This window comes from Acinetobacter sp. F-1 (assembly GCF_022869025.1).
GTDB lineage: Bacteria > Pseudomonadota > Gammaproteobacteria > Pseudomonadales > Moraxellaceae > Acinetobacter > Acinetobacter pseudolwoffii.
This window is the reverse complement of sequence record NZ_JAJKFX010000001.1, coordinates 229,532-252,146: the sequence shown is the minus strand read 5'-3', so window position 1 is coordinate 252,146 and position 22,615 is coordinate 229,532. Positions and strand designations below refer to the sequence as shown.

The following is a 22,615-nucleotide window of genomic DNA, read 5'->3' as shown; positions in this document are numbered from 1 at the left end:
AATTTTGAATAGAATTGGTGCGTGACGTGTTTGAGAAGTTAGCAGAACAAAGCCTGAACCTGATGGGTTGGGAAATTGATAACCATTGGCCCCTAGATTTAGACCAATGTGTCATGATTGCTGCTCCTCATACCAGTAATTGGGATGCACTGTATGCGCGACTGGCCTTAAAAGCATTAGGCGTGAATGTTCGCTTAACCATTAAAGACAGTTACATGAAATTGCCATTTGGGCCTTTTGTGCGTGCTATGGGCGGTATCGGGATTGATCGCCGTCCTAAACAGCCGGGTGAACCGCGTCCGAGCATGGTGCAGGTGATGACGGATTTATTTAAGACCCATCCCAAACTGGTCATGCTGGTCACACCAGAAGCAACACGTGCCAAACAGGAACAGTGGAAAACCGGTTTTTATCATGTTGCGATCAATGCGGGTGTGCCGATTGCTTTGGCTTATATGGACTATGCCAAGAAAAAAACTGGCGTAGGTAAAATTGTTTATCCGACAGGGGATTATGAAAAAGATATGGCGGAAATCATGGCATTTTATGCAGATATTCAGCCAAAATTCCCTGAATGTTTCAGTGTCGATCAGCGTTATTATCAGAATTAAAATTGCGTTGTAAAAAGAGCAGGGTATTTTCCCTGCTTTTTTATTGCCTAAGAATTAAGAATATCAGACAAATACTACTTAGTTTTCAGAAGCGGGTAAAATTCCACCGAGGCTTTGACAGGCACTTTTATACAGCTCATATTGCTGTTGCACAACTTCCGATAAGGGAATATCAAATAACTTTTCACCTTGGTGATAATGCTCGATATACGCTTCGGCCTTAGATTTTGTGCTATAGAGCGAATGCTGATAATAATCGGTCATGCTGGTATGCGACATCTGTGACATCTCGATCTGGGAGCACTGGAAATTTTGCAGCAGCTGTTCCGATTTTTTCAGATCGCTAGACATACAACCTGCCAGCAATAAGGTACTGAGCAATGTCGTGATAAATTTCATAGAAAATAGACAAAAGGTTTTATGGGAACACCATATTGTAGAAGTAAAATCCGGTCACAAAACCTTTTTAATCTACCAGATGGTCAAAAAATAGAACAATAGAATCTAAAAATCCCGGTCTATTCTCTGGTCAGTTAACCTTTAACCAAGCCGCCATCCACAATCAGGTTTTGTCCGGTCACGGCACGTGAATAAGGCGATAAAAACATCAGGATTGCAGCAGCAAACTCTTCTGGTGTAATCACGCGGCGTAAAGGAGTTGATTGAGCAATTAGATCAAAAACAAAGTCTGGTGTGGCTTTACTGGCATCTGTGGTTTGTAACAGGCCGCCAGAGAGCATATTGACATTAATACCATATTGTCCCAAATCCTGCGCCGTAGTGCGGGTAAAGGCCAATAAAGCCGCTTTTGCTGCGGTATAGTCATGATAAGGAACCACCGGATTTTGCACTAAGTTTGTGCCGATATTGATGATCCGGCCAAAACCCGTGTGCTTCATATCATCTAGTGCGGCTTGCGTGGTATTGAGGGCAGCCTGTACTGCACCACTGAATTGACGTGACATGGTCTCCCAAGTTAAATCTTCAACCTTAGGACGATCATCCCCATTAAATTCAAACTGAATCAGCGCATTATTGACGACCGCATGAATCGCTTCCCCGAAATGCTTTTTTGCCGCAGCAAATAAAGTCCGTACCTGATCAGCCTGAGTGACATCGGCCTGATAAATAAAAACCTGCTCAGGATACTGCTGCGCAAGCTGTTCGGCGGTTTGCTGACTGCTATGATAATTGACGACGACGCGAGCACCTTCTGCCAATAGGGCTTGAGTAATCGCCAAGCCCAAGCCACGTGCTCCGCCGGTAACGAGAACAATCTGATCACGAATCTGCATAATGATGATCTATATTACGAAATATTGGCTCTAACATAGCAGTTATGTCAGCGGATTCAAGCCTGAGGCAAAGTAAACCAACTCTGCATGAGATTGAGCTTAAATGAATTGGGACGCTATAAGAAAACAGCCGGCGCTGAACAGCAAACTTAGGATAATGCGTTTAAACAGCAATTCAGAAATTTTATAGAAGAGTTTTGCCCCTAAAATGGCCGGAATACTGACAAAAACTATTAACACTGCCATATAGGGTAAATGACTTTGATCGATCATACCTTGCCATAGATAGGTACCGAGTGCGAAGACCTGAACTGCAAAATTAAAATGCCTCAAGATATAGCGTTGCTGGGCTTTCGGGAGTTGTTTCAACATCACCCATGCTGAAGGGACGGCTCCACAAAAACCACCAAGTCCGCCTAATATTCCACCCATCAATCCGATACTACTGTCGGCTATTTTTCCCGAGCGCTGGATGGTTTTGATGTGTGGATTGAGCAGCATCAGCGGAGACCAGAGCACCAGAAAAATGCCCAAAACCAGTTTAAATGTATCAGCTTGAATGATGTGCAGCAGGTAAGTGCCGAGCGGTACGCCAATCAGACCCGCCACTAAATAAGGCAGTAGCCACTGTTTAGATAATATGGGTGGCTTCTGTTCCTGCGTCAGTGAAATTAAATGACTCCAGATGGAAGCAAATACCAGCAAGGGCGCTGCCAGTTGCGGAGCCAATACCCAGACCCAGAATGACATGGCAATCAGGGCAAAGGCAAAACCGGTCAGCCCCTGTACGAAACCAGCGACCATTGCACCAAGAATAAATAACAGCCAGGTCATAAAGGTAAGGTCAGAAGGAAAGGCAGCAGTATTCTAAAGATCAGGGCAAAAGCCAAGCTTTTAGTTAGCTGTATTTATGCAAATTAAAGTTCAAATGTGCGTAAAATATTAAAGCGAAAATAAGGAATGAGTTTTTTATTCCTGCATAAAAAATGCATAAATCACTACAACAGAGCAACAATGAGTTCGTTTAGTCTCCATGAACTCGCCTGATACTGATAGGGTGCAGTAAAGAGATTAGGGACATGATTAAAAAAGCGATTTTACTTTCTGTATTGGCAGTGTCATTAACTGGTTGTGTGGTTGATCCATGGGATGATGGTTCTCGTGATCACCGGGATCGCAACGGACATTATGATCGAGACCACAAGGATCGTGACTGGAAAAATCGGGAGCATAGAGATCATCGGGATTGGAAGCGTGACAGAGGTGACAACCGTGATTGGCGCCGTGATCGTGACTAAAATGATTCTCGCATCTTTCAGTTTGACTATTATTGACAAAAAAGGATTCCATCGCGGAATCCTTTTTTAATGGGTCTTAATTGTGACTTTATTTAAGAAACACTTTTTTGATAAAGCCCTGCACGCACTGTGCCGGCTTTGGTATTTTTAATGAGTCGCCATGACGCTGGTAATTTAAGCAACTGTAGATCACGGTCTGCTTCCACATAAATATAAGCATTATTTTTCACCAGATGATCTGCCTGTAATGCCAGCTCTTCCCATAAGTTCAGGCTATACGGTGGATCGAGAAAAACCAGATCAAATTGTGTTTGCAGGCTGGTTAAAGCTTGCTGCGCCGTTGCTATTTTCAATTGGGCGCGTGCTTTGGTGACTTGTAATAGTTCAAGATTCTGGGTCAGGAATTGTGCCTGAGTACGATCTGGTTCAATCATGACGACTGAGGCCGCACCACGCGATAAGGCTTCAAAAGCCAAGGCACCAGATCCTGCACAAATGTCCAAAACCTGTGCATTTTGTACGTCCCACATAAGCCAGTTAAACAGGGTTTCGCGTACTCGATCAGGCGTCGGGCGTAAACCCTCAATGCTGGCAAAAGGTAGTTGACGACGTTTCCAGTCACCCCCAATAATTCGAAGTTGGTTTTTCATTTTAGTCTCGTTCTATCGGTGTGGGAGCAGGAGGTGCTACAGCTGGAGCAGCTGCATTTGTAGATGGATTGGTGGCAGAATCTGGTGGCTGAATATTGGCTGGAGCTACAGTTGCTGCATCTTGACTCAACATGCCTGCACCACTTGGCAATTCAGCAGGCTTGATTCCGGCTGTCATCAGACCACCACTGAGCTGATGACCTTGCGGGCGTACCGGCTTCTTATCTTTATGCAGCAACCAATAATCAAAAATCGGACGAGCCAGCATAGTGGCTGCACTACCGCCACGACCATTTTCCAGAATGACCGCAATCGCAATTTCAGGATTTTCAGCAGGTGCAAAACCGACAAACAGGCCATGATCCAGCTGACGGTCGGTCAATAAGGATTCATTATAACGCTTGCCTTGAGCAATGCTCTTCACCTGAGCTGTACCGGTTTTACCTGCAATGGAATATTGTAAGCCACTTTTGATGCCTCGGCCTGTACCAGATTGAATCACGTCGACCATGGCATCACGCATCTTGATCCAGTCTTCTTCCTGACCATTAAAATCGATCTTGCCGTGGGTACCATTATGTACCTTGAACGCTTTGGCACCGCGACTTTCACGTAACACATGCGGAATGACTTTATTGCCATGGTTGGCGGTAATGGCCGTTGCCATGGCCAGTTGTAACGGCGTTGAAGTGAAAGCCCCCTGACCGATACTCACCGAAATAGTTTCACCTCGTAACCATTTGGCGTTACGGGTACGCATCTTCCATTCCGGGTTCGGGTACAGTCCTGAGCTTTCACTTGGTAAATCCACGCCGGTTTTTTCACCAAAACCAAACTGACGCATCCAGGTGTTCATTTTCTCAATGCCCATGCGGTAGGACATGACATAGAAATAAGTATCACAAGAAACGACCTGAGCTTTGTGCATGTTGACTGCGCCATGCCCGGATTTTTTATGGTCACGGAAGCGGTGACTATCGCCCGGCAGACTGAAATAGCCCGGATCAGAAATAGTGGTATCCCAGTCCACCAGACCATAATGCAGGCCGCCCAATGCAAACATCGGTTTAATGGTTGAACCAGGAGGATAAACCCCTTGCACGGCGCGGTTGTATAAAGGTTGATCCAGATTATCACGCAGATCACTATAATCTTTATGACTGATACCGGTCACAAACAGATTTGGATTGAAACTTGGGCTGGAAACCAGCGCCAGAATTTCCCCAGTTTTCGGATTCATCGCCACAATCGCACCACGGCGTCCAGCCAGTTGCTCTGAAGCCACCACCTGCAAACCATAATCCAGTGACAAGAACAGATCATTACCGCGCACCGGATCCTTACGGCCCAAATGCCGTAGCACATTACCAAAAGCATCCGCTTCTACCGATTCATTTCCTGGCACCCCATGCAGAAGTTCTTCATAGGATTTTTCTACCCCAATTTTCCCGATCAGGTTGGTCCCGGCATACAGATCCTTGTCAATGGCTTTGAGTTCTTTGTCATTAATCCGGCCCACATAACCAATCACATGGGCAAACAGGTCGCCATGCGGATAATAGCGGGTCATCTGGGTTTCAATATTCACGCCCGGAAACTGATATTTGACCTCGCTAAAACGGGCAATATCATTTTCATTCAGGTTGAGCTTGATCGAAACCCGTTCGGTTCTACGTGCTGTTTTGATCCGGCTTTGGAAGCGTTCAATATCTTCTTCAGTCAGCTCCAGAATAGGCTTCAGACGTTCCAAAGTCTGGTCAATATCCTGCACATCGGCGCGGCTTAAAGTTGCGGTAAAAACCGGGTAGTTATCGGCCAGCAATACGCCGTTACGGTCATAAATATAACCGCGCGCTGGAGGCAGAGGTTGCAGACGAATCCGGTTTTGGTCAGAAGCGGTACTGAAGGTCTCGAAATTAAAGAGTTGTAAATAGGCATAGCGGCTAACCAGCAGCAGCATAAAAAAGATGACTATTCCAACAGAAATCCATACTCGACTACGATAGATGCGCTTTTCTTGTTGTGCATTTTTTAAAGGAAAGTGCTGCTTCATACGCGATCGACTTGAGACCTGAGGAAAGGAGGAAAGAATCAAAGTGGAATATTCTAACGCAACTGGACTTGATTTGATAATGAAAAACTGCCATTACGATCAGTTCCTTTAAGCTTTGACTTTGCAGACATGAAAATTGTAAAGTGCTGTATATAAGAGTTGTGATAATTCTGATACAGTAAAATCGAATAAAAATAGGACTATACCAAAAACTATAATTAAGGAAGATGGTGAAGGAATGAACAAGGTTTACCCTTTGTTGGCGTTTGCATTGTGGGCGAACGGGGCCTATGCACATGATCAAATCAATAATACTGCAGATAAAGTAGAAGCTACTCAGGCAAAAGCCTTTAATGTTGGGGCTGGTTTTACCCGGAAGCTGGTACATTTAAATACTGAATGGGTTAATCCTTATGGGATTGCTTATGTGAAAGGTGGGGTTTTTCTGGATGATGATCGAACGATAGGGGGACAAGTAGGCTTTCGTTATCCTGCACATCTGACCGGCAAGGATAAAAATGGGTATTATATCGGAGGCTATGCGGGTCATATTGAAAGCAAACGCGTCGACAATGAATACAAGGCCCGCTTAGGTGCTGGAATTGATTTGGCCTATGTTTTGTTGAGTTCAGAGCGAATCAGCAGTTTTAGTGTCGGCATTGGTGCCGGAGAGAAATTTGAAGATCGAAATGGTCGTGTGGTGGCCGAAACTGAACCGCGACTACAATTTTCCTATACTTTAAGTATCGGTTTATAGACAAAATATTTGACCTTATAAATATGTGTATTCTGTGAACAAAAAATTAAATATGGAACTTATGCATGCTTGAGTACGTCAACGAATTGTGGCAAACCTTTGTGAATCGCCCGGATTTTTGGGCCGTGCTCAGCATTATTCCGGTGACCGCATTTGTAACGTGGGCTCACGTCTGGATGGCACTGAAAATGGTGTTTTATCCGATCAATTTTTGGGGTGTCCATCTCGGTCCTGTACCTGTCGGCTGGCAGGGGATCGTGCCACGCAAAGCTGGCCGTATTTCAGGCATTATTACCGATAACACTTTGTCTAAACTAGGTTCCATCCGCGAATTTTTAGAGGCCATGGATCCAGATGATATGGCACGGATCATTGGTGAACAGGTTGGTTTTGAACTTGAACATCTGATTGATGAAGTGATGATGGATCGTAATGCAGTCCTTTGGGAAAACCTGCCTTTTGCCATCAAACGCAGAATTTATGCACAGGCACAAAAACAAATGCCGGCAATTTTGCGTGAATTGGTGACCGAGCTGACCATGAACGTCGAGTCACTTGTCGATATGCGTGAAATGGTGGTCAGCCAGATGGAAGGTGACCGTCGGTTAATGGTGCGCATGTTCCTGAAAGTGGGCCAAAAAGAAATCAATTTTATTTGGCATATCAGTGCACTCATCGGCATGTTCTTTGGTATTTTCCAGATGATTGTCTGGTTCGTGGTGCCGTGGCACTGGACTGTCCCGTTCTGGGCTGCCATCTGGGGCTTTTTGACTAACTGGATTGCGATCTGGATGGTATTCAACCCGCTCTATCCGCATCCGGTAAAGTACCCGCAATTCTTTAGCCGTACCACAAGTCGCAAGTTTCCATGGATTAAACCTGTCATTCCGCGTATTGGCACCTATAACATACAAGGCGCATTTATGAAACGTCAGGATGAAGTCTCTGATGTTTTCGCAAGTGTAGTCACAGAAGATCTGATTACGTTAAAATCGATCATGACCGAGATGATGTATGGCGGGAAAAAAGACAAAACCCGCCGCATTGTCAAACGTCATATTAATGAAATTATGGAAACACCCCTGGTTCGGACCTCTTTACAGCTGTCTTTAGGGCCAAAAGAGTATGCAAAACTCAAGACGGACTTGATCGATCGCTCGATTGAAATTACGATGGTGCCTGTATGCGACCCAGCATTTAATGCGAGCCGTGCACAGAAAATCTATCAAATGTTTAGAGACCGCATACGCGAGTTGACTCCGAAGGAGTTTCAGAATCTTTTACGTCCTGCATTTCAGGAAGATGAATGGATTCTGATTTTATTGGGTGGGGTAACCGGTTTTGTCGCGGGTTTAATCCATTTGTTTGTGGCTTTCTTATAATGAGATGCCGGGGGACACAATCGGGCGATTGTGGTCGTGGCGTCATACATATTGTTTAAATGAGGATGTTTATATATGCGCATTATCTTACTCGGACCACCTGGAGCAGGTAAAGGTACACAAGCTCAGTTGATCTGTAAGCGCTACAATATCCCACAAATTTCAACCGGTGATATGCTCCGTGCTGCAATTCGTGAAGGAACTGAATTAGGTCTACAAGCTAAAAGTGTCATGGACAATGGCGGTTTGGTTTCTGATGAGTTGATCATTGGTCTGGTCAAAGAGCGTATTGCGCAACCTGATTGTGTAAATGGCTGTATTTTTGATGGTTTCCCGCGTACCATTCCTCAAGCAGAAGCTTTAGAAAACGAAGGTATCAACATCGATCACGTGATTGAAATCGATGTTCCAGATGAAGAGATCGTACAACGTCTTTCTGGCCGTCGTCAGCACCCGGCATCTGGCCGTGTGTATCACATCGTTTACAACCCGCCAAAAGTGGAAGGTAAAGATGACGAAACGGGTGAAGATCTGGTTCAGCGTCCAGATGATCTGGAAGCGACAATTCGTAAGCGTTTAGGTTCTTACCATACTGAAACGGAGCAACTGGTGGGCTTCTATCAGGGCCGTGCAGCATCAGGTGGAAATGCACCGACTTACAACAAGTTAAACGGTCTGCGTCCAATCGATCAGGTTCAGACTGAGCTTTTCGCGATTCTGGATCAAGCAAAATAATCGGCTAACGATGATTTTGACAATTGAAGAGCCCTAAGTCATATTAGGGCTCTTTTTTATTGCGTATTTGAACAGGTGCTGTGGCTATGAAATTTGGCGTGTTGGTGTTGATGGTTATATTTCTGGCAGTGTTGATGGGTCTGTTTTATATGAGTTTTAAAATACTGAATAAAGTACGTCAGGAAGAACGTGCAGAAAATGCAGCCAAGTATCCACAAGGCCAGTTGCACCCGAAATTGCAGGCGGAGCTTGAACAGCGCAAAAAAGAACAGGAACAGGCTGAACACGATCAGAATAAATAATTCGGCATGCTTCAGTGGAAGCTGAGTCTAGTTTTAAATAAAAGCGGTATGCTGAAAATTGTAGAAAAGGTGAGGTATTGATCACCTTTTTTTCGGTCTTAGTTTAGTTCTGCAATTCTATTCAGAAATAGCGATATTCTTCACTGCAATTGCGCGCGCTGCACCAAATTCAAAACGATCAGGCCAGTTACACACATCGGCGACCACACATTCATGACATTTCGGTTTACGGGCAATACAGCAGTAACGGCCATGTAAAATCAGCCAGTGATGAGAATCAATGATAAATTCTTTCGGAATCACTTTGACCAGTCGATGCTCAACTTCAAGCACATTTTTACCTGTAGCCAATCCGGTACGGTTACCAACCCGGAAAATATGTGTATCCACCGCCATGGTCGGTTGACCAAAGGCAGTATTCAGCACCACATTGGCCGTTTTCCGTCCCACACCCGGCAAGGCTTCCAGATCCGCACGATTATCCGGTACCACGCTGTTGTGCTTCTGAATCAGCATCTCACAGGCTTTAATTACGTTGACTGCTTTTGAGTTATATAAACCAATGGTCTTGATATATTCCTTTAAACCATCCACACCGAGCGCATAAATCGCTTCCGGTGTATTGGCGACTGGAAACAGTTTGTCCGTGGCCTTATTCACGCTGACATCGGTGGCTTGGGCAGAGAGCGTTACTGCCACCAGTAATTCAAAGGGATTGGCATAATTCAGTTCGGTTTTCGGATTGGGGCGCTGTTCACGCAGGAGTTCAAAAAAGGTCTGAATCTGTTTTTTGGTCATGTTCTTTACAGGTTTTGTGCTCGCAGTGGTCATGTACTTATCCCTGTAAGGTCTGTAATTTTTCAGCTAATTCTGTCAGTTGCAGGCGTTTGCTGGCATCTTCACGAACCGAAAGCTGTTTTTCCAGCTTTTTAATTTGGGTGCGTAGTTTTGCCAGTTCAATCGTGGTTTTAGAATCTAGCGTAATCGGAGTATCCGCTGGCTTATTCACGACTTCAATCACAGGAAGCTGCTCATTTAAAGCAGAGAACTGGGCAAACAGGGCAGTATTGATTTCTGCACGGACGACTGGGCCCTTACGGTCAGTACGGCGTTTTTCTTCACGCTGGATATGCGCATAATAGCGTTGACGTAAATCGTCCTGTTCGGCAATACGCTGTGCTTCAGTCGGTAAAGGCTGTGGGTCTTCGACCAGATCGATACAGTCAACCGGACACGGTGGAATGCACAGTTCGCAGCCAGTACACAGATCGGTCAGAATTGTATGCATCAGTTTGCCGGCGCCAATAATCGCATCGACCGGGCAGGCGCTAATACATTTGGTACAGCCTATACATTCATCTTCACGAATTACGGCTTTGATGCGCTGCGGGCGACCGTCGGCTTGAACTGGCCAGACACTTTTTTCAGCCCTAAGTTCAGGACGATTTAATAATGCAGCCAAAGCATCGGCAACAGGCTGTCCGCCTGGCACACATTTATTGGCATTTTCACCCTCAGCAATCGACTGGGCATAAGGTAAACATCCGTCACGATGACCACAGAGTCCACATTGGGTTTGAGGGAGTAAAGCATCAATCGATTGGACCAGAGAAATTGGCGAATTCATGAATAACCAGAGCTGCTCATGCTGAGCTTTGCAGTAAGTGAAACAAAATATGTCGAGTTATGCATTTTAACATATTTTTAAACTCCTAAGTCGTGCGCAATTAAGGGTCAAGTTATGCCTTATTACTAGGCATAAATCTGAATCTAAGCCTTGATTCAATTGGCATTTCCTGACATAGAAAAAATATTCATAATCAATATAAATATTTGTTATCAAATTAATTTTAAAGTATTTTCAAAAAAAGTATTGTAGATTAGTTACAAAAGATATTTAATATTTTGCGCCAAAATTTAACATTGATTGTAAATTTGACCAATTTTGATCCATTTTCTGCTGAGGATTAAGCGTTGAAATACAACACACTTAATGAGTTCCTAGATTACGTAAAATCACGTGATGCACACCAACCAGAATTTCTTCAAGCTGTCGAAGAAGTGATGACCAGTTTGTGGCCATTCATTCAAAAGAATCCACAATACGCAGCACATGGTTTGCTAGAACGTCTAGTTGAGCCAGAACGTGCGATCCAGTTCCGAGTTTCTTGGGTAGATGACCAAGGTCAAACTCAGGTAAACCGTGCGTTCCGCGTACAATACAACTCAGCGATCGGTCCATTTAAAGGTGGTATGCGTTTCCACCCTTCAGTGAATCTTTCAATCCTAAAATTCTTAGGCTTTGAGCAAACATTTAAAAATGCTTTAACCACACTTCCTATGGGTGGTGGTAAAGGCGGTTCTGATTTTGACCCTAAAGGCAAATCAGAAGGCGAAATCATGCGTTTCTGCCAAGCTTTAATGATCGAGCTATATCGTCACCTGGGTGCGAACACAGATATCCCTGCAGGTGATATTGGTGTGGGCGGTCGTGAAGTGGGCTATATGGCCGGCATGATGAAAAAATTAAGTAACGACACTGCATGTGTATTCACCGGTAAAGGTTTAACCTTCGGTGGTTCATTGGCGCGTCCGGAAGCAACGGGTTACGGTACTGTGTATTTCGCTGAGGAAATGCTCAAGTCTCGTGGCGAAAGCTTCAAAGACAAAGTTGTCGCAATTTCAGGTTCTGGTAACGTTGCGCAATATGCTGCTGACAAAGCGTTGTATCTGGGCGCGAAAGTGGTTTCACTTTCTGACTCTGCGGGTACGGTTCACGTCAAAGACGGTTTCACTGAAGCATTGCTTGCTGAAGTGATGGAACTTAAAAACGTAAAACGGGGTCGTATTTCAGAATTTGCCTCTAAACATGGTTTTGAATATCTGGAAGGACAACGTCCTTGGGGTATTCCATGTGATATCGCACTGCCATGCGCGACTCAAAACGAACTGGATGCGGAGGATGCTGAAAAGCTTCTCGCAAATGGCGTGATCTGTGTCGCTGAAGGTGCAAACATGCCTTCAACCTTGGCTGCTGTAGAGAAATTCGTTGAAGCGAAAACGCTTTATGCGCCAGGTAAAGCATCAAATGCAGGTGGTGTTGCCACTTCTGGTCTGGAAATGTCGCAAAATGCATTGCGTTTAGGCTGGACCTTTGAGGAAGTTGATGAGCGTTTACATGCGATCATGAAAGAAATTCACCGTAACTGCGTAAAATTCGGTACCAAAGAAGACGGTACTGTGAACTATGTAGACGGTGCCAACATTGCAGGCTTCGTAAAAGTGGCTGATGCAATGCTTGCTCAAGGCGTATTCTAAGTCTGATTGAGTGTCGCTTTAAAAAAACCGAGGCCATAGCCTCGGTTTTTTTATGGATAGATATTTTATAATGAACCTTTCACGGCTTCGCGCTCGACTGCCATGTCATAAATATAAGCATATTTAGATTGATCTGCCGCAGGGTTCTTAATTTCAAAACGTTTTAGCCGAATAATCTGGCGTTCATTCGGTGAATGCTGAAAACCTTCAATCTGGTCATAGAATAATGTCCAGTCCTTATCGACCTGGGTCTTCAGACCGTTTTGATCATATTTAACCTGTTTAACTTGCAAGCAGCTTTGCTGAGCCACACCGGTACATGATTTTGTATCTGGGGAAATTTCCAGAAAAATTGTTTCAGCTTGCCCCTGATATCTGGTTTCCGGAGTCATTTTCCCGGTAAATTCATATTTTTGACCATCGGCAGCGGAAAGCGTTAGGGTCGGCTGGTCAAGGTTCGTGGTATTGAGCGCAAAAGGAATTGCACGTTTTTGTAAAAGCTGGCTGACAAAGCGTTCCTGTTGCATCAGTGCGGTATCGCAGGCCATTTCGGTTCCTATGACTTCGCTGGTGCTGATAATATTATCTTTCACTGACCAGTTTGTACTGAGTCCATTACAGCCCGTCACGGCACTCAGGCGGCCTTGAGCATCGAAACTGAGCACGATTGGCCGTTCCAGCCCGCGATCTAGTTGCCAGTGGTAGGCAGAAAGAAGCTGATTTGCACTTTTTTGTTGTAGGGTAGCCACTGTACGATCTCCAGCCTGCTGGATATCACCCGACTGACAGGCTGCAAAAGTTAAAGGTAATAATGCCAGTACAATAAATTTTAATTTCATGGATTTATAATAAAGAACAAAGAATTGAAATGATAACGGATGCATTTCTAAAAGATATGGATACATATCGCAGATTTTGGTTGCAAAATGTATCCAAATTTAAAAGTTAAAATTTTGAGTTTTCAATCAAGATTAATCGAAGCGGTAGACATCCATGCCGAGAGAACCCATGCTAAAACTGCTATGCACCAGACTAAAGCGGCTTCCGGTCCCCATCGCAAAGAAGATCGGGGCAAAATGCTCCAGTGTTGGATGATTACGCGCCATGTGTGGAATATTGGACCAGTCCAGTATCGCATCATAATCGCTATGGGCCAGTTTATGGACGACAAAATTGCGGAAATCTGATGCCCATACCGGTACATCAGCCGCCGTTCCATCCCAAGACAGTTCACGTAGGTTATGCGTGATACTGCCTGAACCAATCAGCAGGATTTGCTGCTCACGTAGCGGTGCCAGACTTTGACCAATTTTATAGATTTCATCGGCACTCATCGACATGGGCAAGGAAATTTCAACCACTGGAATATCCGCATCCGGATACATATGCAGCAGCGGCATCCATACGCCATGATCACGTGGACGAGTACTATTGGCATGTGCAGCAAAACCGGCATTGGCCAGCAAACCCAAGATCTGCTCGGCCAGTTCAGGATTTCCTGGTGCAGGATAGCGTAATTGATACAGCTCTGGCGGAAAACCACGGAAATCATGCCAGGTCTCTGGTCGAATACCGCTACTGACTTCCAGTGCCTCACTTTCCCAGTGCGCTGACATGATAATAATCGCTTCCGGGCGTGGCAGGTTTTCGCTTAAACGATGCAAGGCAGGACCCACTTGCTCAGGATTCAGCGCCAGCATAGGAGAGCCATGAGAAATAAATAAGCCGGGCAACGTTTGTAAGTTCATAAGTCAAACCACATCTAGAAGATGTCTCAATAATGCATTAAAAATAGCGAAAAAAGCAGGAGGAATTATTCAACAAAACGTTGCATAAACAGAACGCTTCAGCAACGTCATTAACCTGCACGATGGTAAGGATGGTTATGGTTAATGGTCATTGCACGGTACAGTTGTTCAATCAGCATCACCCGAACCATGGGATGGGGAAGTGTGAGCTTAGACAGGGACCAATGCCATGCAGCAGCTTTACGTACTGCTTCCGAATGACCATCTGGCCCGCCAATCGCCAGTACCACATCATTGCCTTCCAGCATCCAGCCTTTCATGGTTTCAGCCAGTTTTTCGGTACTGAACTCACGTCCACCCACTTCTAGCGCAATCAGGATTTCGTTCTGCTTGAGTGCATTTAAAATGCTGTCACCCTCAATATTTCGATATTTCAGGATATCCGCTTCAGAATCGTTTTTGCCGCGCTTGGCCATGGGCAGTTCAATAATCTGGGTCTGTACAAAGGGCTGAATACGTTTGAAATAATCTTCAAAACCAGTCAGCACCCATGCTGGCATTTTTTGACCAATGGTCAGGATACGGATTTTCATACAGACAGATCAATAATTGGATACTTCATTATAACGATCAAACAACACGAAGTTGAGTCAGGAAACAAATTGAAATTGAAATGAAGGATTTAGTGCTGCTTTAATGTCCTGAGTTCAAGTCTCCGCTTGATAAAGGAATGGATAATAATAAATGCGGACTAAGGTCATCATAAAAGGATGTTGTACTTTGCTGCTGTTGGTCACCGGTCTAATCGGCTCAAGTCTCAGTACCGCCAATACCAACACACGCGCTCAAATTTCTCATCTGGAATTGTTTTTCAGCCAGATCATGAGTGTCGATGAATTTCGAAATTACAAGAATGTTAAAGAACTGAACCGAGTGTCTGCATGGATTAAAGGACAGATGCAGCGTTTTGGCATTCCCTGTCAGTTTCAGGTCTATGTAGTTAATAGCCTAAGCTATCGAAATGTCATTTGCCATTTAAATGCTCAGGCCAAAACCAAAATGGTCATGGGCACGCATTATGATGTCTTTAGTGATCGATATGGTGCTGACAATAATGCCTCGGGAGTGGCAGGTTTACTGGAAACCGCAAGATTATTGGCCTTGCAAAAATCCAAGCTCAAACATGAGATCGAATTTGCTTTTTATACCTTGGAAGAGCCGCCTTTTTTCAAGACAGAACATATGGGCAGCTATATTCATGCCAAGTCGCTCAAGAAAAAAAAGCAGAAGCTGAAAGGTGTGGTGATTCTGGATTCAATTGGCTATTTTGATGAAAATCTGGTGCAGACTTATCCGGTGGGGTTGAAATGGATTTATCCAGATCATGGGAACTTTATTGCTGCCATTGGTCATTTGGCCTCGACTGGCATGACCGGAGATTATTGTACTGCCATGCAAAGTCTTAACCGTCTGGAATGTCAACGTTTTATCAGCCCAACTTTTGCTCAGGACATGAATTTTTCTGGTTATCTGAATTATGCTAAATTCAATTATTCGACCATGTTAATTACCGATACGGCGCATTATCGTAACCCTTATTATAATACTGAGCTGGACACCTTGGATAAACTGGATCTGAGGAAGATGACCTATGTGATTGATGGGCTGGTAGCGATGGCCTTGCAACCTTAATCAATTTCTTTACACAATAAAAAACCCTGCCGGAGCAGGGTTTTGGCAAATCAGCTTATCTTAATGACGGGCTGCTTTCGCTTCTTCTTTGGTTTTTACAATCGGTGCTTTCACCAAGGCTTTTGGCAAAGAGATGAGGGCCAGCGGTAAAATCTCATCAATCGATTTCACGGCTTTAATCTCTAAACCATCTTTTACATTTTCAGGAATTTCCGCCAAATCACGTACGTTTTCTTGTGGAATGAAGACCAGCTTGATGCCACCACGATGGGCTGCAAGAAGTTTCTCTTTCAAACCGCCAATACGTAATGCACGACCACCCAGACTGGTTTCACCTGTCATCGCGATATCCGGACGAATCGGAATCCCGGTAAATGCAGATACCAATGCAGTGGTCAATGCCAAACCTGCGGATGGACCATCTTTCGGTGTCGCACCTTCCGGTAAATGCACGTGCACATCGGTTTCTTCAAAGCGGGACGCTTCGATGCCAAGCTCATCTGCACGGGTACGCACCACAGTCATGGCAGCGGTAATTGATTCTTTCATGACATCGCCAAGAGAACCGGTGGTAATGAACTTGCCTTTACCTGGAACGGCTGCAACCTCAATGGTCAGCAATTCGCCACCCACCGAAGTCCAGGCCAGACCATTGACACGGCCGATTTGTGCTTCTTCTTCCGCCATACCATAGTCAAATTTATGTGCGCCCAAGTAATCTGGAAGATTGCCTGCTGTCACTTCAATCTGAAGGTTTTTGGCTTTTTTGCTCACCGCTTCTTTGACCACTTTACGTGCAATTTTGGATACTTCACGCTCAAGGCTACGTACACCGGCTTCACGGGTATAACGGCGCACGATGTCACGAATCGCTTCTTCATGCACAGTTAACTCTTTAGCACGCAGGCCATTATTTTTAATGGCTTTTGGTACCAGATAACGATCTGCAATATTGACTTTTTCTTCTTCGGTATAACCCGGAAGACGAATCACTTCCATACGATCCAGCAAGGCTTCAGGAATGTTCATGCTGTTTGCGGTACAGATAAACATTACTTCAGACAGATCCAGATCTAGATCCAGGTAGTGATCACTGAACTTGTTGTTCTGTGATGGATCGAGGACTTCGAGCATCGCAGACGCCGGATCACCACGGTAATCTTGCGCCATCTTGTCGATTTCATCGAGCAGGAACAACGGGTTTTTCACCCCAACTTTAGTCAATGACTGCACGATTTTACCTGGCATCGCACCGATATAGGTACGACGATGACCACGAATCTCGGCTTCGTCACGTACACCACCAAGGGCCATACGCACAAATTCACGACCAGTTGCTTTAGCAATCGACTCACCCAGTGAGGTTTTACCAACACCCGGAGGACCGACTAAACATAGAATTGGGCCACGCAATTTTTTCACACGCGACTGAACCGCAAGATATTCCACAATACGATCTTTGACATCGTCCAGACCATAGTGGTCTGCATCCAGAATTTCCTGTGCTTTGTTCAGGTTAATGCTGACTTTGCTGGCTTTATTCCACGGTGTATCCAGAATCACTTCCAGATAGTTGCGAACAACTGCTGCTTCACTTGAGGCAGGCTGCATCGCTTTCAGTTTACGGAATTCGTTTTCAGCTTTCTTGCGTACATGCTCAGGCAGATCTGCTTCAGCAAGACGTTTTTCAATTTCAGCGACATCATCTTCCGCGCCGCCGTTCATGTCGGAAAGCTCGCGCTGAATGACTTTCATTTTTTCATTCAGGAAGTATTCGCGCTGGTTCTTTTCCATCTGACGTTTAACAGAGTCATGCAGGGTTTGCTCAATCTGCTGTTCTTCAGATTGTTGCAATAGATAAGTCATCAGCTCAGTTAAATGCGCTTCGAATTCATCATGTTCCAGGAATTTTTGTTTGACATCAATATTCAATGGAACACGGGTCGCCACGAAGAATAATAACTGTAACAGGTCTTCAATTTTGTTGGCTGCGGTAATCAGTTCACGCGCATTACGAAGTTTCGCTTCTGCATATTGAGCAAAAAGCGCACGTAATTCTTGCAAGCGCACGGCTTGAGTGTCTTCATCCACCGTAACGGTCATTGGGCTGAGTTCATGTTCTGCTGTCAGATACTCATTTTCGTCAATGATGGTTTTCAGTTTGGCACGGTGCAGTCCTTCAATCAGGACTTTGATACAGTTTTCATCATTTTCGTGATTCACAACTTGCACAATCTTCGCGACAGTACCGTATTGATATAAATTGTCGTGATCAATTTCTTCTGTAAGCGAATCTTTTTGCGCAACTACAAATACTAGATTGTCACTGTTACGAGCCACATCAACTGCATTGATCGATTTTTCACGACCGACAAACAGCGCAATTTGCATATGCGGATAAACCACCACATCACGCAGCGCCAAAAGGGGTAGTACACTTGGAACCTGAGGCTCTAAGGTTTCTTGATTCATAATAATTTCAGACATGAGCACTCCTAATGAGTGACAACGGTGTTGCCATGTTTTAATAGTGATGGGTAATTTAAAAAATACAAGGGGCGTTAAGATTAAATTGTATGAAAAATGACTAATTATGTGATTTTAAAGTAGTTCACAACAGGGAAATTGAGAAATTAGCGTTTGAAAGCTAAAAAAACTGTCGGGGTAATAAGAGCATCCAAGGGTTGATCCCATTTTTCCCGTTTTAAGGGCTGGCTAAGCAGTTGAAAGTCATGCGCCAGTCCCAGACGGAATGGACGCCCGGGCGCAGAAGCCAGGGTTCGATCATAAAAACCGCCACCCATCCCGATTCGTGTCCCTGAATGATCACAGGCCAGCAGCGGCATGATCAATAAATCCAGCTTAGAAACATGAGTACCACGTGTCGTCATGGACTCCCGCATTCCCAGCCGATGATAGGCAAAGCGCTTGTTGCGATATTGATGCTGGCTGATTCGAATCCAGACCAGCTGTTGATTCATGTCGCAAATCGCAGGCAGATAGACCTGTTTTCCCAGTTTAAAGCAGCGTTCAATAATGGTGTGGGTATGAATCTCACCAAAAGCATGCAGATAAATGCCGATGTGCTTGGCATGAATAAATTGCGGGCTGCGTATAAGGCGATTTAAAACTTTTTGTGCAGCTTGCCTTTGCTCAAATTTAGAAAGATGACGACGTGTTTTACGCAGGTATCTTCTTAATTCTTGAATGGTCATAGGGCAAAAAGCGGATCTAACAAAAGTGTGCTCTAGTCTAAGTGGGAATTCTGGAAAAGTAAAAAATAATTGTGATCTTGATTCTCATATGACGAGGTAGCAACCTGGTTAAGTTCAGCAAATTTCATAATGAATCTCATCTCTAGAAACTTGATTAAAATTGGTCAATCAAAGGCATTGAATTATTGGCTGCTTAAAACGTCATATTTTTTTTTGTTTTCTTTGAAGCATGAGTTTTCAAGTAATTCTTTTAATGATCATGAAATAGATTTTGATTAATAAAGGTACAAATCTAAAATCGATTTTTTGTGTTTTTGAGTGAATTATAAAGAAGGGATCAGATCTCTGATTAACCCGATAGATGTAACACATTGTGCCTAGGCAGAGCGCGTAAGACCTAAATCAATGGAGATTAAACATGATGAATATTGCGAAGAACACCATCTGCCTCTGGTATGATAACGAGGCTGAAGCTGCTGCACGATTTTATGCCGAGACATTTCCTGACTCCTCAATTGGCGCGATCAACCTTGCACCCGGAGACTATCCTTCTGGAAAAGAAGGCGATGTCATCACCGTTGACTTTAGGGTGCTGGGTATTAGCTGCATTCGACTAAATGGTGGCCCGGCATTCCAGCATAACGAAGCATTCTCATTTCAGGTGGCAACTGAAGATCAGGAAGAAACCGACCGATACTGGAATGCAATTGTTGGCAATGGCGGTCAGGAAGGCGAGTGTGGCTGGTGTAAAGACAAGTGGGGCATTTCCTGGCAGATTACACCAATTGTGCTTATTCAGGCAGTGACCAGTTCTGACCGTGCCGCCGCCAAACGCGCCTTTGATGCAATGATGACCATGAAGAAAATTGACATCTCCGCGATTGAAGCGGCATTTCGTGGTTGAGAGCCACGGATCTTATCTTTCATTCCAGTGGATCTGGCTGTGTAGCACAATCTTACCCAGCTGTTTGGAGGACTTCCCTTAATTGTTTTTTGAAGTATTTCAGACGAATATCCGACTCTCTTATTCATAGATTCTCTAGGTTTAGGATCATTCAGGTCTAATCTGCACGTAGAAGCTCATCAAAAGATGGGCTTTTATTTTGAACAGTATATGAAACCTTAAAACGGAGCTGTGCTTGGATGAACTACAACAATCCCTGAATCGAATGACTGATCAGAATTCTTTTAGCTCTTGTGCATCATGCTGCTACGACAAAAAAACAAATCTACTTCAAAACTGATAACCAATTCATAACCAGAAAAAACATCAAGCCACTAGTGGCATCTCTAATTGTTTTTTAAAGTAAGTCGATGACGATAAAAAATAACAAGAGATAAAAATGCCTATTCAGCCGGTTCACTTTTTTTTGCCTGGTGCAGGCTTGGCACTTCTGCTGGCGATGACGGCTTGTACTATGCCATCCAAGTCGCCAATTGCTGACAGTTATGGTTCCCAGCCACAGTTACCCAAACCAAAATCCAGCTTGCTGCCTACAGTCAATATTGCACCTGCCAAAGGTTGGCCTGAGGGCAAAATACCCACTCCGGCTACAGGTTTAAAAGTTCAGGCATTTGCCAAAGGGTTGCAGCATCCGCGCTGGATCTATGTATTGCCAAATGGTGATGTGCTGGTGGCCGAAACCGATGCACCACCTAAGCCTGATGATAGCAAAGGAATTAAAGGCAAAATCATGAAATGGGTAATGCAGCGAGCCGGCTCATCGCATCCGAGTGCTAACCGCATTAGTCTGCTTCGTGACAATAATGGTGATGGAGTCGCTGAACAAAAAACTGTATTTTTACAGAATCTCAACTCTCCATTTGGCATGGTACTGGTCGGCAATATGTTGTATGTGGCCAATACTGATGCCCTGATGCGCTTTCCTTATCAAGCAGGTGCTACTCAAATTACTGCAACCGGCACCAAAGTACTGGATTTACCGGCGGGTCGTTTAAACCATCACTGGACCAAAAATGTCATTGCCAATCCTACGGGCAGCAAACTCTATATTACGGTAGGTTCCAACAGTAACGTAGCTGAAAATGGCTTGGATCAAGAAGAAGGTCGGGCACTGATCATGGAATTTGACCTGGCCAATACTCAAGCACGACCTTTTGCAACCGGACTTCGTAATCCGAATGGTATGGACTGGCAACCACAGAGTGGCAAACTCTGGACGGTAGTCAATGAGCGTGATGAGCTCGGCAATGATCTGGTTCCAGATTATCTCACCTCGGTTAAAGACGGTGCTTTTTATGGCTGGCCCTATAGTTATTATGGCCAACATGTAGATACATGGGTCAAGCCGCAAAACCCTGCACGGGTGGCACGGGCAATTCCACCAGACTATGCTTTGGGTAATCATACAGCATCATTGGGCTTAAGTTTTTATACAGCAGATCTAATGCCTCATTATCGAAATGGTGCACTGATTGGCCAGCATGGCTCATGGAACCGCAAACCGCATAGTGGCTATAAAGTGATTTTTGTTCCCTTTCAAAATGGCCAGCCTTTCGGTCAGCCTCAAGATGTCTTAACCGGATTTTTAAGCGAGCAGGGCAAAGCATTTGGGCGCCCTGTTGGTGTAACCGTAGATTCTGCAGGCGCTATTTTAGTGGCTGATGATGTCGGTGACGTGATTTGGCGGGTATCACCCTTGAATACGGCTGCCAAGTAGCAATCAGTTTTCACCTAAACAGCCCAAAGATGAGGGGTTTCAGTCGAGTGAAAAGCTGCTGGGCAGCGCGAGTGAAAGCAAGGTCTTTTTCATAAAAACGTCAAGACGATAACTGAAAATATAAGTTCGCCAAGCTGATTTAAAATAATTTTTAAGCTGCATTTAAGCTAACTGAATTAGGCTTTTGAGATGTTTTTTAGAATGATACAGCATGCATATTTTTTTTGATAACACTAAAAAGAGCGAACACAGAGTCCAGTAAAAACTGGATATTAAAATTGCAAACACGAACACAAGAGGGTATTTAAAATGAAGTTGATGATTGCCTTTATTTTCCCCTGGTCCTTATTTATGACCATTCACAAACCGGTTGAAGCAACAATATGTCTCATGCTGCAGATTTCAATTTTAGGCTGGATTCCTGCCGCAATCTGGGCCATGTTTATTTTAGATCGAGATCAAATAACTTGAAAATTCAATGTGTATTTAAAAGAAAGTTAAAGCGATTTTCTTGTTAAGCATTTTATAGGCCTACCAGATAATGGTATGAATAAAATGAACTTTGAGAAATGACCGAGATAAATACTGAAATATAAAACTGAGAGAAAGTTTAGAAAGGATTTTAAGAGAATTATAAGTATATTTTAAGCAAAAAATTAAAGTACTCCGAAGATGCCGCTGCATGTCGTTACCCTGAACCCGATGAGTTCAAGGTGGACGCGACGCATACTTGCTGGGTTTCCTGCACGAAGGCAGGCATACACTCTAAATATGCAGAACGCATCCGGAGATATAAGTATCGGCAGGGATATAGACCCGCTGGCGAACACCTCAGAGATAAGTTAATTATAAACGATAATGTCGGTATGGCAACTCTA

Annotated in this window: 23 protein-coding genes and 1 other RNA gene; 11 read left to right on the top strand and 13 right to left on the bottom strand. The window is 44.3% G+C overall.

Going from position 1 to position 22,615, the window contains the following annotated elements; all coding sequences use genetic code 11:
- The first annotated feature begins 62 nt into the window (after positions 1 to 62).
- Positions 63 to 611: a 1-acyl-sn-glycerol-3-phosphate acyltransferase gene (locus LOZ91_RS01325; protein ID WP_171304324.1), complete on the top strand. Its 549-nt coding sequence runs from the start codon at positions 63 to 65 to the stop codon at positions 609 to 611.
- Positions 612 to 689: 78 nt separating this feature from the next.
- Here the strand turns inward: LOZ91_RS01325 and LOZ91_RS01320 are convergent, their stop codons facing one another.
- From LOZ91_RS01320 to LOZ91_RS01310, 3 genes are all read right to left on the bottom strand, one after another.
- Complete coding sequence (locus LOZ91_RS01320; protein ID WP_005096317.1) at positions 690 to 1,010, bottom strand: hypothetical protein; 321 nt, start codon at positions 1,008 to 1,010, stop codon at positions 690 to 692.
- Between the two features lie 134 nt (positions 1,011 to 1,144).
- The gene (locus tag LOZ91_RS01315; RefSeq protein WP_159138045.1) at positions 1,145 to 1,906 is read right to left on the bottom strand and encodes a 3-oxoacyl-ACP reductase; all 762 of its coding nucleotides are present in this window, start codon (positions 1,904 to 1,906) and stop codon (positions 1,145 to 1,147) included.
- 99 nt (positions 1,907 to 2,005) lie between these two features.
- Positions 2,006 to 2,740, bottom strand: coding sequence for a sulfite exporter TauE/SafE family protein (locus tag LOZ91_RS01310; RefSeq protein WP_100328797.1), 735 nt, complete (start codon positions 2,738 to 2,740; stop codon positions 2,006 to 2,008).
- A 245-nt stretch (positions 2,741 to 2,985) separates the two neighbouring features.
- Here LOZ91_RS01310 and LOZ91_RS01305 point away from each other — a divergent pair, with 245 nt between their 5' ends.
- A complete protein-coding gene (locus tag LOZ91_RS01305) occupies positions 2,986 to 3,204 on the top strand; it encodes a hypothetical protein (RefSeq protein WP_005171910.1) in 219 nt (72 codons plus the stop codon).
- A 92-nt stretch (positions 3,205 to 3,296) separates the two neighbouring features.
- On the opposite strand, the gene rsmD is transcribed toward LOZ91_RS01305, so the two are convergent.
- The gene (rsmD, locus tag LOZ91_RS01300) at positions 3,297 to 3,854 is read right to left on the bottom strand and encodes a 16S rRNA (guanine(966)-N(2))-methyltransferase RsmD (protein ID WP_005096323.1); all 558 of its coding nucleotides are present in this window, start codon (positions 3,852 to 3,854) and stop codon (positions 3,297 to 3,299) included.
- A 1-nt stretch (position 3,855) separates the two neighbouring features.
- Entirely contained in the window at positions 3,856 to 5,907 is a 2,052-nt protein-coding gene (mrdA, locus tag LOZ91_RS01295) for a penicillin-binding protein 2 (protein WP_244782535.1), read from the bottom strand.
- A gap of 238 nt (positions 5,908 to 6,145) precedes the next feature.
- Here mrdA and LOZ91_RS01290 point away from each other — a divergent pair, with 238 nt between their 5' ends.
- The 4 genes from LOZ91_RS01290 to LOZ91_RS01275 all read left to right on the top strand — a co-directional run bounded on the left by LOZ91_RS01290 (position 6,146) and on the right by LOZ91_RS01275 (position 9,083).
- Positions 6,146 to 6,664 (top strand): hypothetical protein, encoded by a 519-nt coding sequence (locus LOZ91_RS01290; RefSeq protein WP_100534399.1) that lies wholly within the window; start codon positions 6,146 to 6,148, stop codon positions 6,662 to 6,664.
- A gap of 65 nt (positions 6,665 to 6,729) precedes the next feature.
- On the top strand, positions 6,730 to 8,046 hold the full coding sequence (locus tag LOZ91_RS01285; protein ID WP_005096327.1) for a hypothetical protein: 1,317 nt from the start codon (positions 6,730 to 6,732) through the stop codon (positions 8,044 to 8,046).
- Positions 8,047 to 8,121: 75 nt separating this feature from the next.
- The gene (gene adk / locus LOZ91_RS01280; RefSeq protein ID WP_244782534.1) at positions 8,122 to 8,781 is read left to right on the top strand and encodes an adenylate kinase; all 660 of its coding nucleotides are present in this window, start codon (positions 8,122 to 8,124) and stop codon (positions 8,779 to 8,781) included.
- A gap of 86 nt (positions 8,782 to 8,867) precedes the next feature.
- On the top strand, positions 8,868 to 9,083 hold the full coding sequence (locus LOZ91_RS01275) for a hypothetical protein (RefSeq protein ID WP_244782533.1): 216 nt from the start codon (positions 8,868 to 8,870) through the stop codon (positions 9,081 to 9,083).
- Between the two features lie 117 nt (positions 9,084 to 9,200).
- Here the strand turns inward: LOZ91_RS01275 and nth are convergent, their stop codons facing one another.
- Positions 9,201 to 9,914: an endonuclease III gene (gene nth, locus LOZ91_RS01270; protein ID WP_244782532.1), complete on the bottom strand. Its 714-nt coding sequence runs from the start codon at positions 9,912 to 9,914 to the stop codon at positions 9,201 to 9,203.
- Positions 9,915 to 9,918: 4 nt separating this feature from the next.
- Positions 9,919 to 10,710 carry an RnfABCDGE type electron transport complex subunit B gene (locus LOZ91_RS01265; protein WP_218209235.1) on the bottom strand — a complete coding sequence of 264 codons (792 nt, stop codon included), beginning with the start codon at positions 10,708 to 10,710 and terminating at the stop codon, positions 9,919 to 9,921.
- Positions 10,711 to 11,057: 347 nt separating this feature from the next.
- Here LOZ91_RS01265 and gdhA point away from each other — a divergent pair, with 347 nt between their 5' ends.
- Positions 11,058 to 12,401 carry an NADP-specific glutamate dehydrogenase gene (gdhA, locus tag LOZ91_RS01260; RefSeq protein ID WP_005096336.1) on the top strand — a complete coding sequence of 448 codons (1,344 nt, stop codon included), beginning with the start codon at positions 11,058 to 11,060 and terminating at the stop codon, positions 12,399 to 12,401.
- A gap of 65 nt (positions 12,402 to 12,466) precedes the next feature.
- On the opposite strand, the gene LOZ91_RS01255 is transcribed toward gdhA, so the two are convergent.
- The 3 genes from LOZ91_RS01255 to rlmH form a co-directional block, all read right to left on the bottom strand.
- Positions 12,467 to 13,240, bottom strand: a complete 774-nt coding sequence (locus tag LOZ91_RS01255) for an META and DUF4377 domain-containing protein (RefSeq protein WP_034609074.1) — start codon at positions 13,238 to 13,240, stop codon at positions 12,467 to 12,469.
- Positions 13,241 to 13,372: 132 nt separating this feature from the next.
- Positions 13,373 to 14,149 (bottom strand): class III extradiol ring-cleavage dioxygenase, encoded by a 777-nt coding sequence (locus LOZ91_RS01250; protein ID WP_005096339.1) that lies wholly within the window; start codon positions 14,147 to 14,149, stop codon positions 13,373 to 13,375.
- Positions 14,150 to 14,259: 110 nt separating this feature from the next.
- Positions 14,260 to 14,742, bottom strand: coding sequence for a 23S rRNA (pseudouridine(1915)-N(3))-methyltransferase RlmH (gene rlmH / locus LOZ91_RS01245; RefSeq protein WP_005096341.1), 483 nt, complete (start codon positions 14,740 to 14,742; stop codon positions 14,260 to 14,262).
- Positions 14,743 to 14,893: 151 nt separating this feature from the next.
- Between rlmH and LOZ91_RS01240 the strand changes: the two genes are divergently transcribed.
- On the top strand, positions 14,894 to 15,841 hold the full coding sequence (locus tag LOZ91_RS01240) for a M28 family peptidase (protein WP_100534394.1): 948 nt from the start codon (positions 14,894 to 14,896) through the stop codon (positions 15,839 to 15,841).
- Positions 15,842 to 15,901: 60 nt separating this feature from the next.
- Here the strand turns inward: LOZ91_RS01240 and lon are convergent, their stop codons facing one another.
- Both lon and LOZ91_RS01230 read right to left on the bottom strand, forming a co-directional pair.
- Positions 15,902 to 18,328 carry an endopeptidase La gene (gene lon, locus LOZ91_RS01235; protein ID WP_100328791.1) on the bottom strand — a complete coding sequence of 809 codons (2,427 nt, stop codon included), beginning with the start codon at positions 18,326 to 18,328 and terminating at the stop codon, positions 15,902 to 15,904.
- A 146-nt stretch (positions 18,329 to 18,474) separates the two neighbouring features.
- Positions 18,475 to 19,056, bottom strand: coding sequence for a 5-formyltetrahydrofolate cyclo-ligase (locus LOZ91_RS01230; RefSeq protein WP_180075204.1), 582 nt, complete (start codon positions 19,054 to 19,056; stop codon positions 18,475 to 18,477).
- A gap of 421 nt (positions 19,057 to 19,477) precedes the next feature.
- On the opposite strand from LOZ91_RS01230, the gene LOZ91_RS01225 reads away from it, so the two are divergent.
- The 3 genes from LOZ91_RS01225 (at position 19,478) to LOZ91_RS01215 (ending at position 22,208) form a co-directional block, all read left to right on the top strand.
- The gene (locus LOZ91_RS01225; RefSeq protein ID WP_244782582.1) at positions 19,478 to 19,960 is read left to right on the top strand and encodes a VOC family protein; all 483 of its coding nucleotides are present in this window, start codon (positions 19,478 to 19,480) and stop codon (positions 19,958 to 19,960) included.
- Positions 19,961 to 20,459: 499 nt separating this feature from the next.
- Positions 20,460 to 21,737, top strand: a complete 1,278-nt coding sequence (locus tag LOZ91_RS01220; protein ID WP_244782581.1) for a sorbosone dehydrogenase family protein — start codon at positions 20,460 to 20,462, stop codon at positions 21,735 to 21,737.
- A gap of 309 nt (positions 21,738 to 22,046) precedes the next feature.
- Positions 22,047 to 22,208 carry a YqaE/Pmp3 family membrane protein gene (locus tag LOZ91_RS01215; protein ID WP_005096350.1) on the top strand — a complete coding sequence of 54 codons (162 nt, stop codon included), beginning with the start codon at positions 22,047 to 22,049 and terminating at the stop codon, positions 22,206 to 22,208.
- Between the two features lie 189 nt (positions 22,209 to 22,397).
- Here LOZ91_RS01215 and ssrS read toward each other — a convergent pair.
- Positions 22,398 to 22,578, bottom strand: a non-coding RNA gene (ssrS, locus tag LOZ91_RS01210) — 6S RNA.
- Positions 22,579 to 22,615 lie beyond the last annotated feature (37 nt).

What these genes read in the sequence shown, in the direction of transcription:
- LOZ91_RS01325 (WP_171304324.1), top strand. Translation starts at nt 63, where the DNA reads ATGGGTTGGGAAATTGATAACCATTGGCCCCTAGATTTAGACCAATGT.
- LOZ91_RS01320 (WP_005096317.1), bottom strand. Translation starts at nt 1,010, where the DNA reads ATGAAATTTATCACGACATTGCTCAGTACCTTATTGCTGGCAGGTTGT.
- LOZ91_RS01315 (WP_159138045.1), bottom strand. Translation starts at nt 1,906, where the DNA reads ATGCAGATTCGTGATCAGATTGTTCTCGTTACCGGCGGAGCACGTGGC.
- LOZ91_RS01310 (WP_100328797.1), bottom strand. Translation starts at nt 2,740, where the DNA reads ATGACCTGGCTGTTATTTATTCTTGGTGCAATGGTCGCTGGTTTCGTA.
- LOZ91_RS01305 (WP_005171910.1), top strand. Translation starts at nt 2,986, where the DNA reads ATGATTAAAAAAGCGATTTTACTTTCTGTATTGGCAGTGTCATTAACT.
- rsmD (WP_005096323.1), bottom strand. Translation starts at nt 3,854, where the DNA reads ATGAAAAACCAACTTCGAATTATTGGGGGTGACTGGAAACGTCGTCAA.
- mrdA (WP_244782535.1), bottom strand. Translation starts at nt 5,907, where the DNA reads ATGAAGCAGCACTTTCCTTTAAAAAATGCACAACAAGAAAAGCGCATC.
- LOZ91_RS01290 (WP_100534399.1), top strand. Translation starts at nt 6,146, where the DNA reads ATGAACAAGGTTTACCCTTTGTTGGCGTTTGCATTGTGGGCGAACGGG.
- LOZ91_RS01285 (WP_005096327.1), top strand. Translation starts at nt 6,730, where the DNA reads ATGCTTGAGTACGTCAACGAATTGTGGCAAACCTTTGTGAATCGCCCG.
- adk (WP_244782534.1), top strand. Translation starts at nt 8,122, where the DNA reads ATGCGCATTATCTTACTCGGACCACCTGGAGCAGGTAAAGGTACACAA.
- LOZ91_RS01275 (WP_244782533.1), top strand. Translation starts at nt 8,868, where the DNA reads ATGAAATTTGGCGTGTTGGTGTTGATGGTTATATTTCTGGCAGTGTTG.
- nth (WP_244782532.1), bottom strand. Translation starts at nt 9,914, where the DNA reads ATGACCACTGCGAGCACAAAACCTGTAAAGAACATGACCAAAAAACAG.
- LOZ91_RS01265 (WP_218209235.1), bottom strand. Translation starts at nt 10,710, where the DNA reads ATGAATTCGCCAATTTCTCTGGTCCAATCGATTGATGCTTTACTCCCT.
- LOZ91_RS01255 (WP_034609074.1), bottom strand. Translation starts at nt 13,240, where the DNA reads ATGAAATTAAAATTTATTGTACTGGCATTATTACCTTTAACTTTTGCA.
- LOZ91_RS01250 (WP_005096339.1), bottom strand. Translation starts at nt 14,149, where the DNA reads ATGAACTTACAAACGTTGCCCGGCTTATTTATTTCTCATGGCTCTCCT.
- rlmH (WP_005096341.1), bottom strand. Translation starts at nt 14,742, where the DNA reads ATGAAAATCCGTATCCTGACCATTGGTCAAAAAATGCCAGCATGGGTG.
- LOZ91_RS01240 (WP_100534394.1), top strand. Translation starts at nt 14,894, where the DNA reads ATGCGGACTAAGGTCATCATAAAAGGATGTTGTACTTTGCTGCTGTTG.
- lon (WP_100328791.1), bottom strand. Translation starts at nt 18,328, where the DNA reads ATGTCTGAAATTATTATGAATCAAGAAACCTTAGAGCCTCAGGTTCCA.
- LOZ91_RS01230 (WP_180075204.1), bottom strand. Translation starts at nt 19,056, where the DNA reads ATGACCATTCAAGAATTAAGAAGATACCTGCGTAAAACACGTCGTCAT.
- LOZ91_RS01225 (WP_244782582.1), top strand. Translation starts at nt 19,478, where the DNA reads ATGAATATTGCGAAGAACACCATCTGCCTCTGGTATGATAACGAGGCT.
- LOZ91_RS01220 (WP_244782581.1), top strand. Translation starts at nt 20,460, where the DNA reads ATGACGGCTTGTACTATGCCATCCAAGTCGCCAATTGCTGACAGTTAT.
- LOZ91_RS01215 (WP_005096350.1), top strand. Translation starts at nt 22,047, where the DNA reads ATGAAGTTGATGATTGCCTTTATTTTCCCCTGGTCCTTATTTATGACC.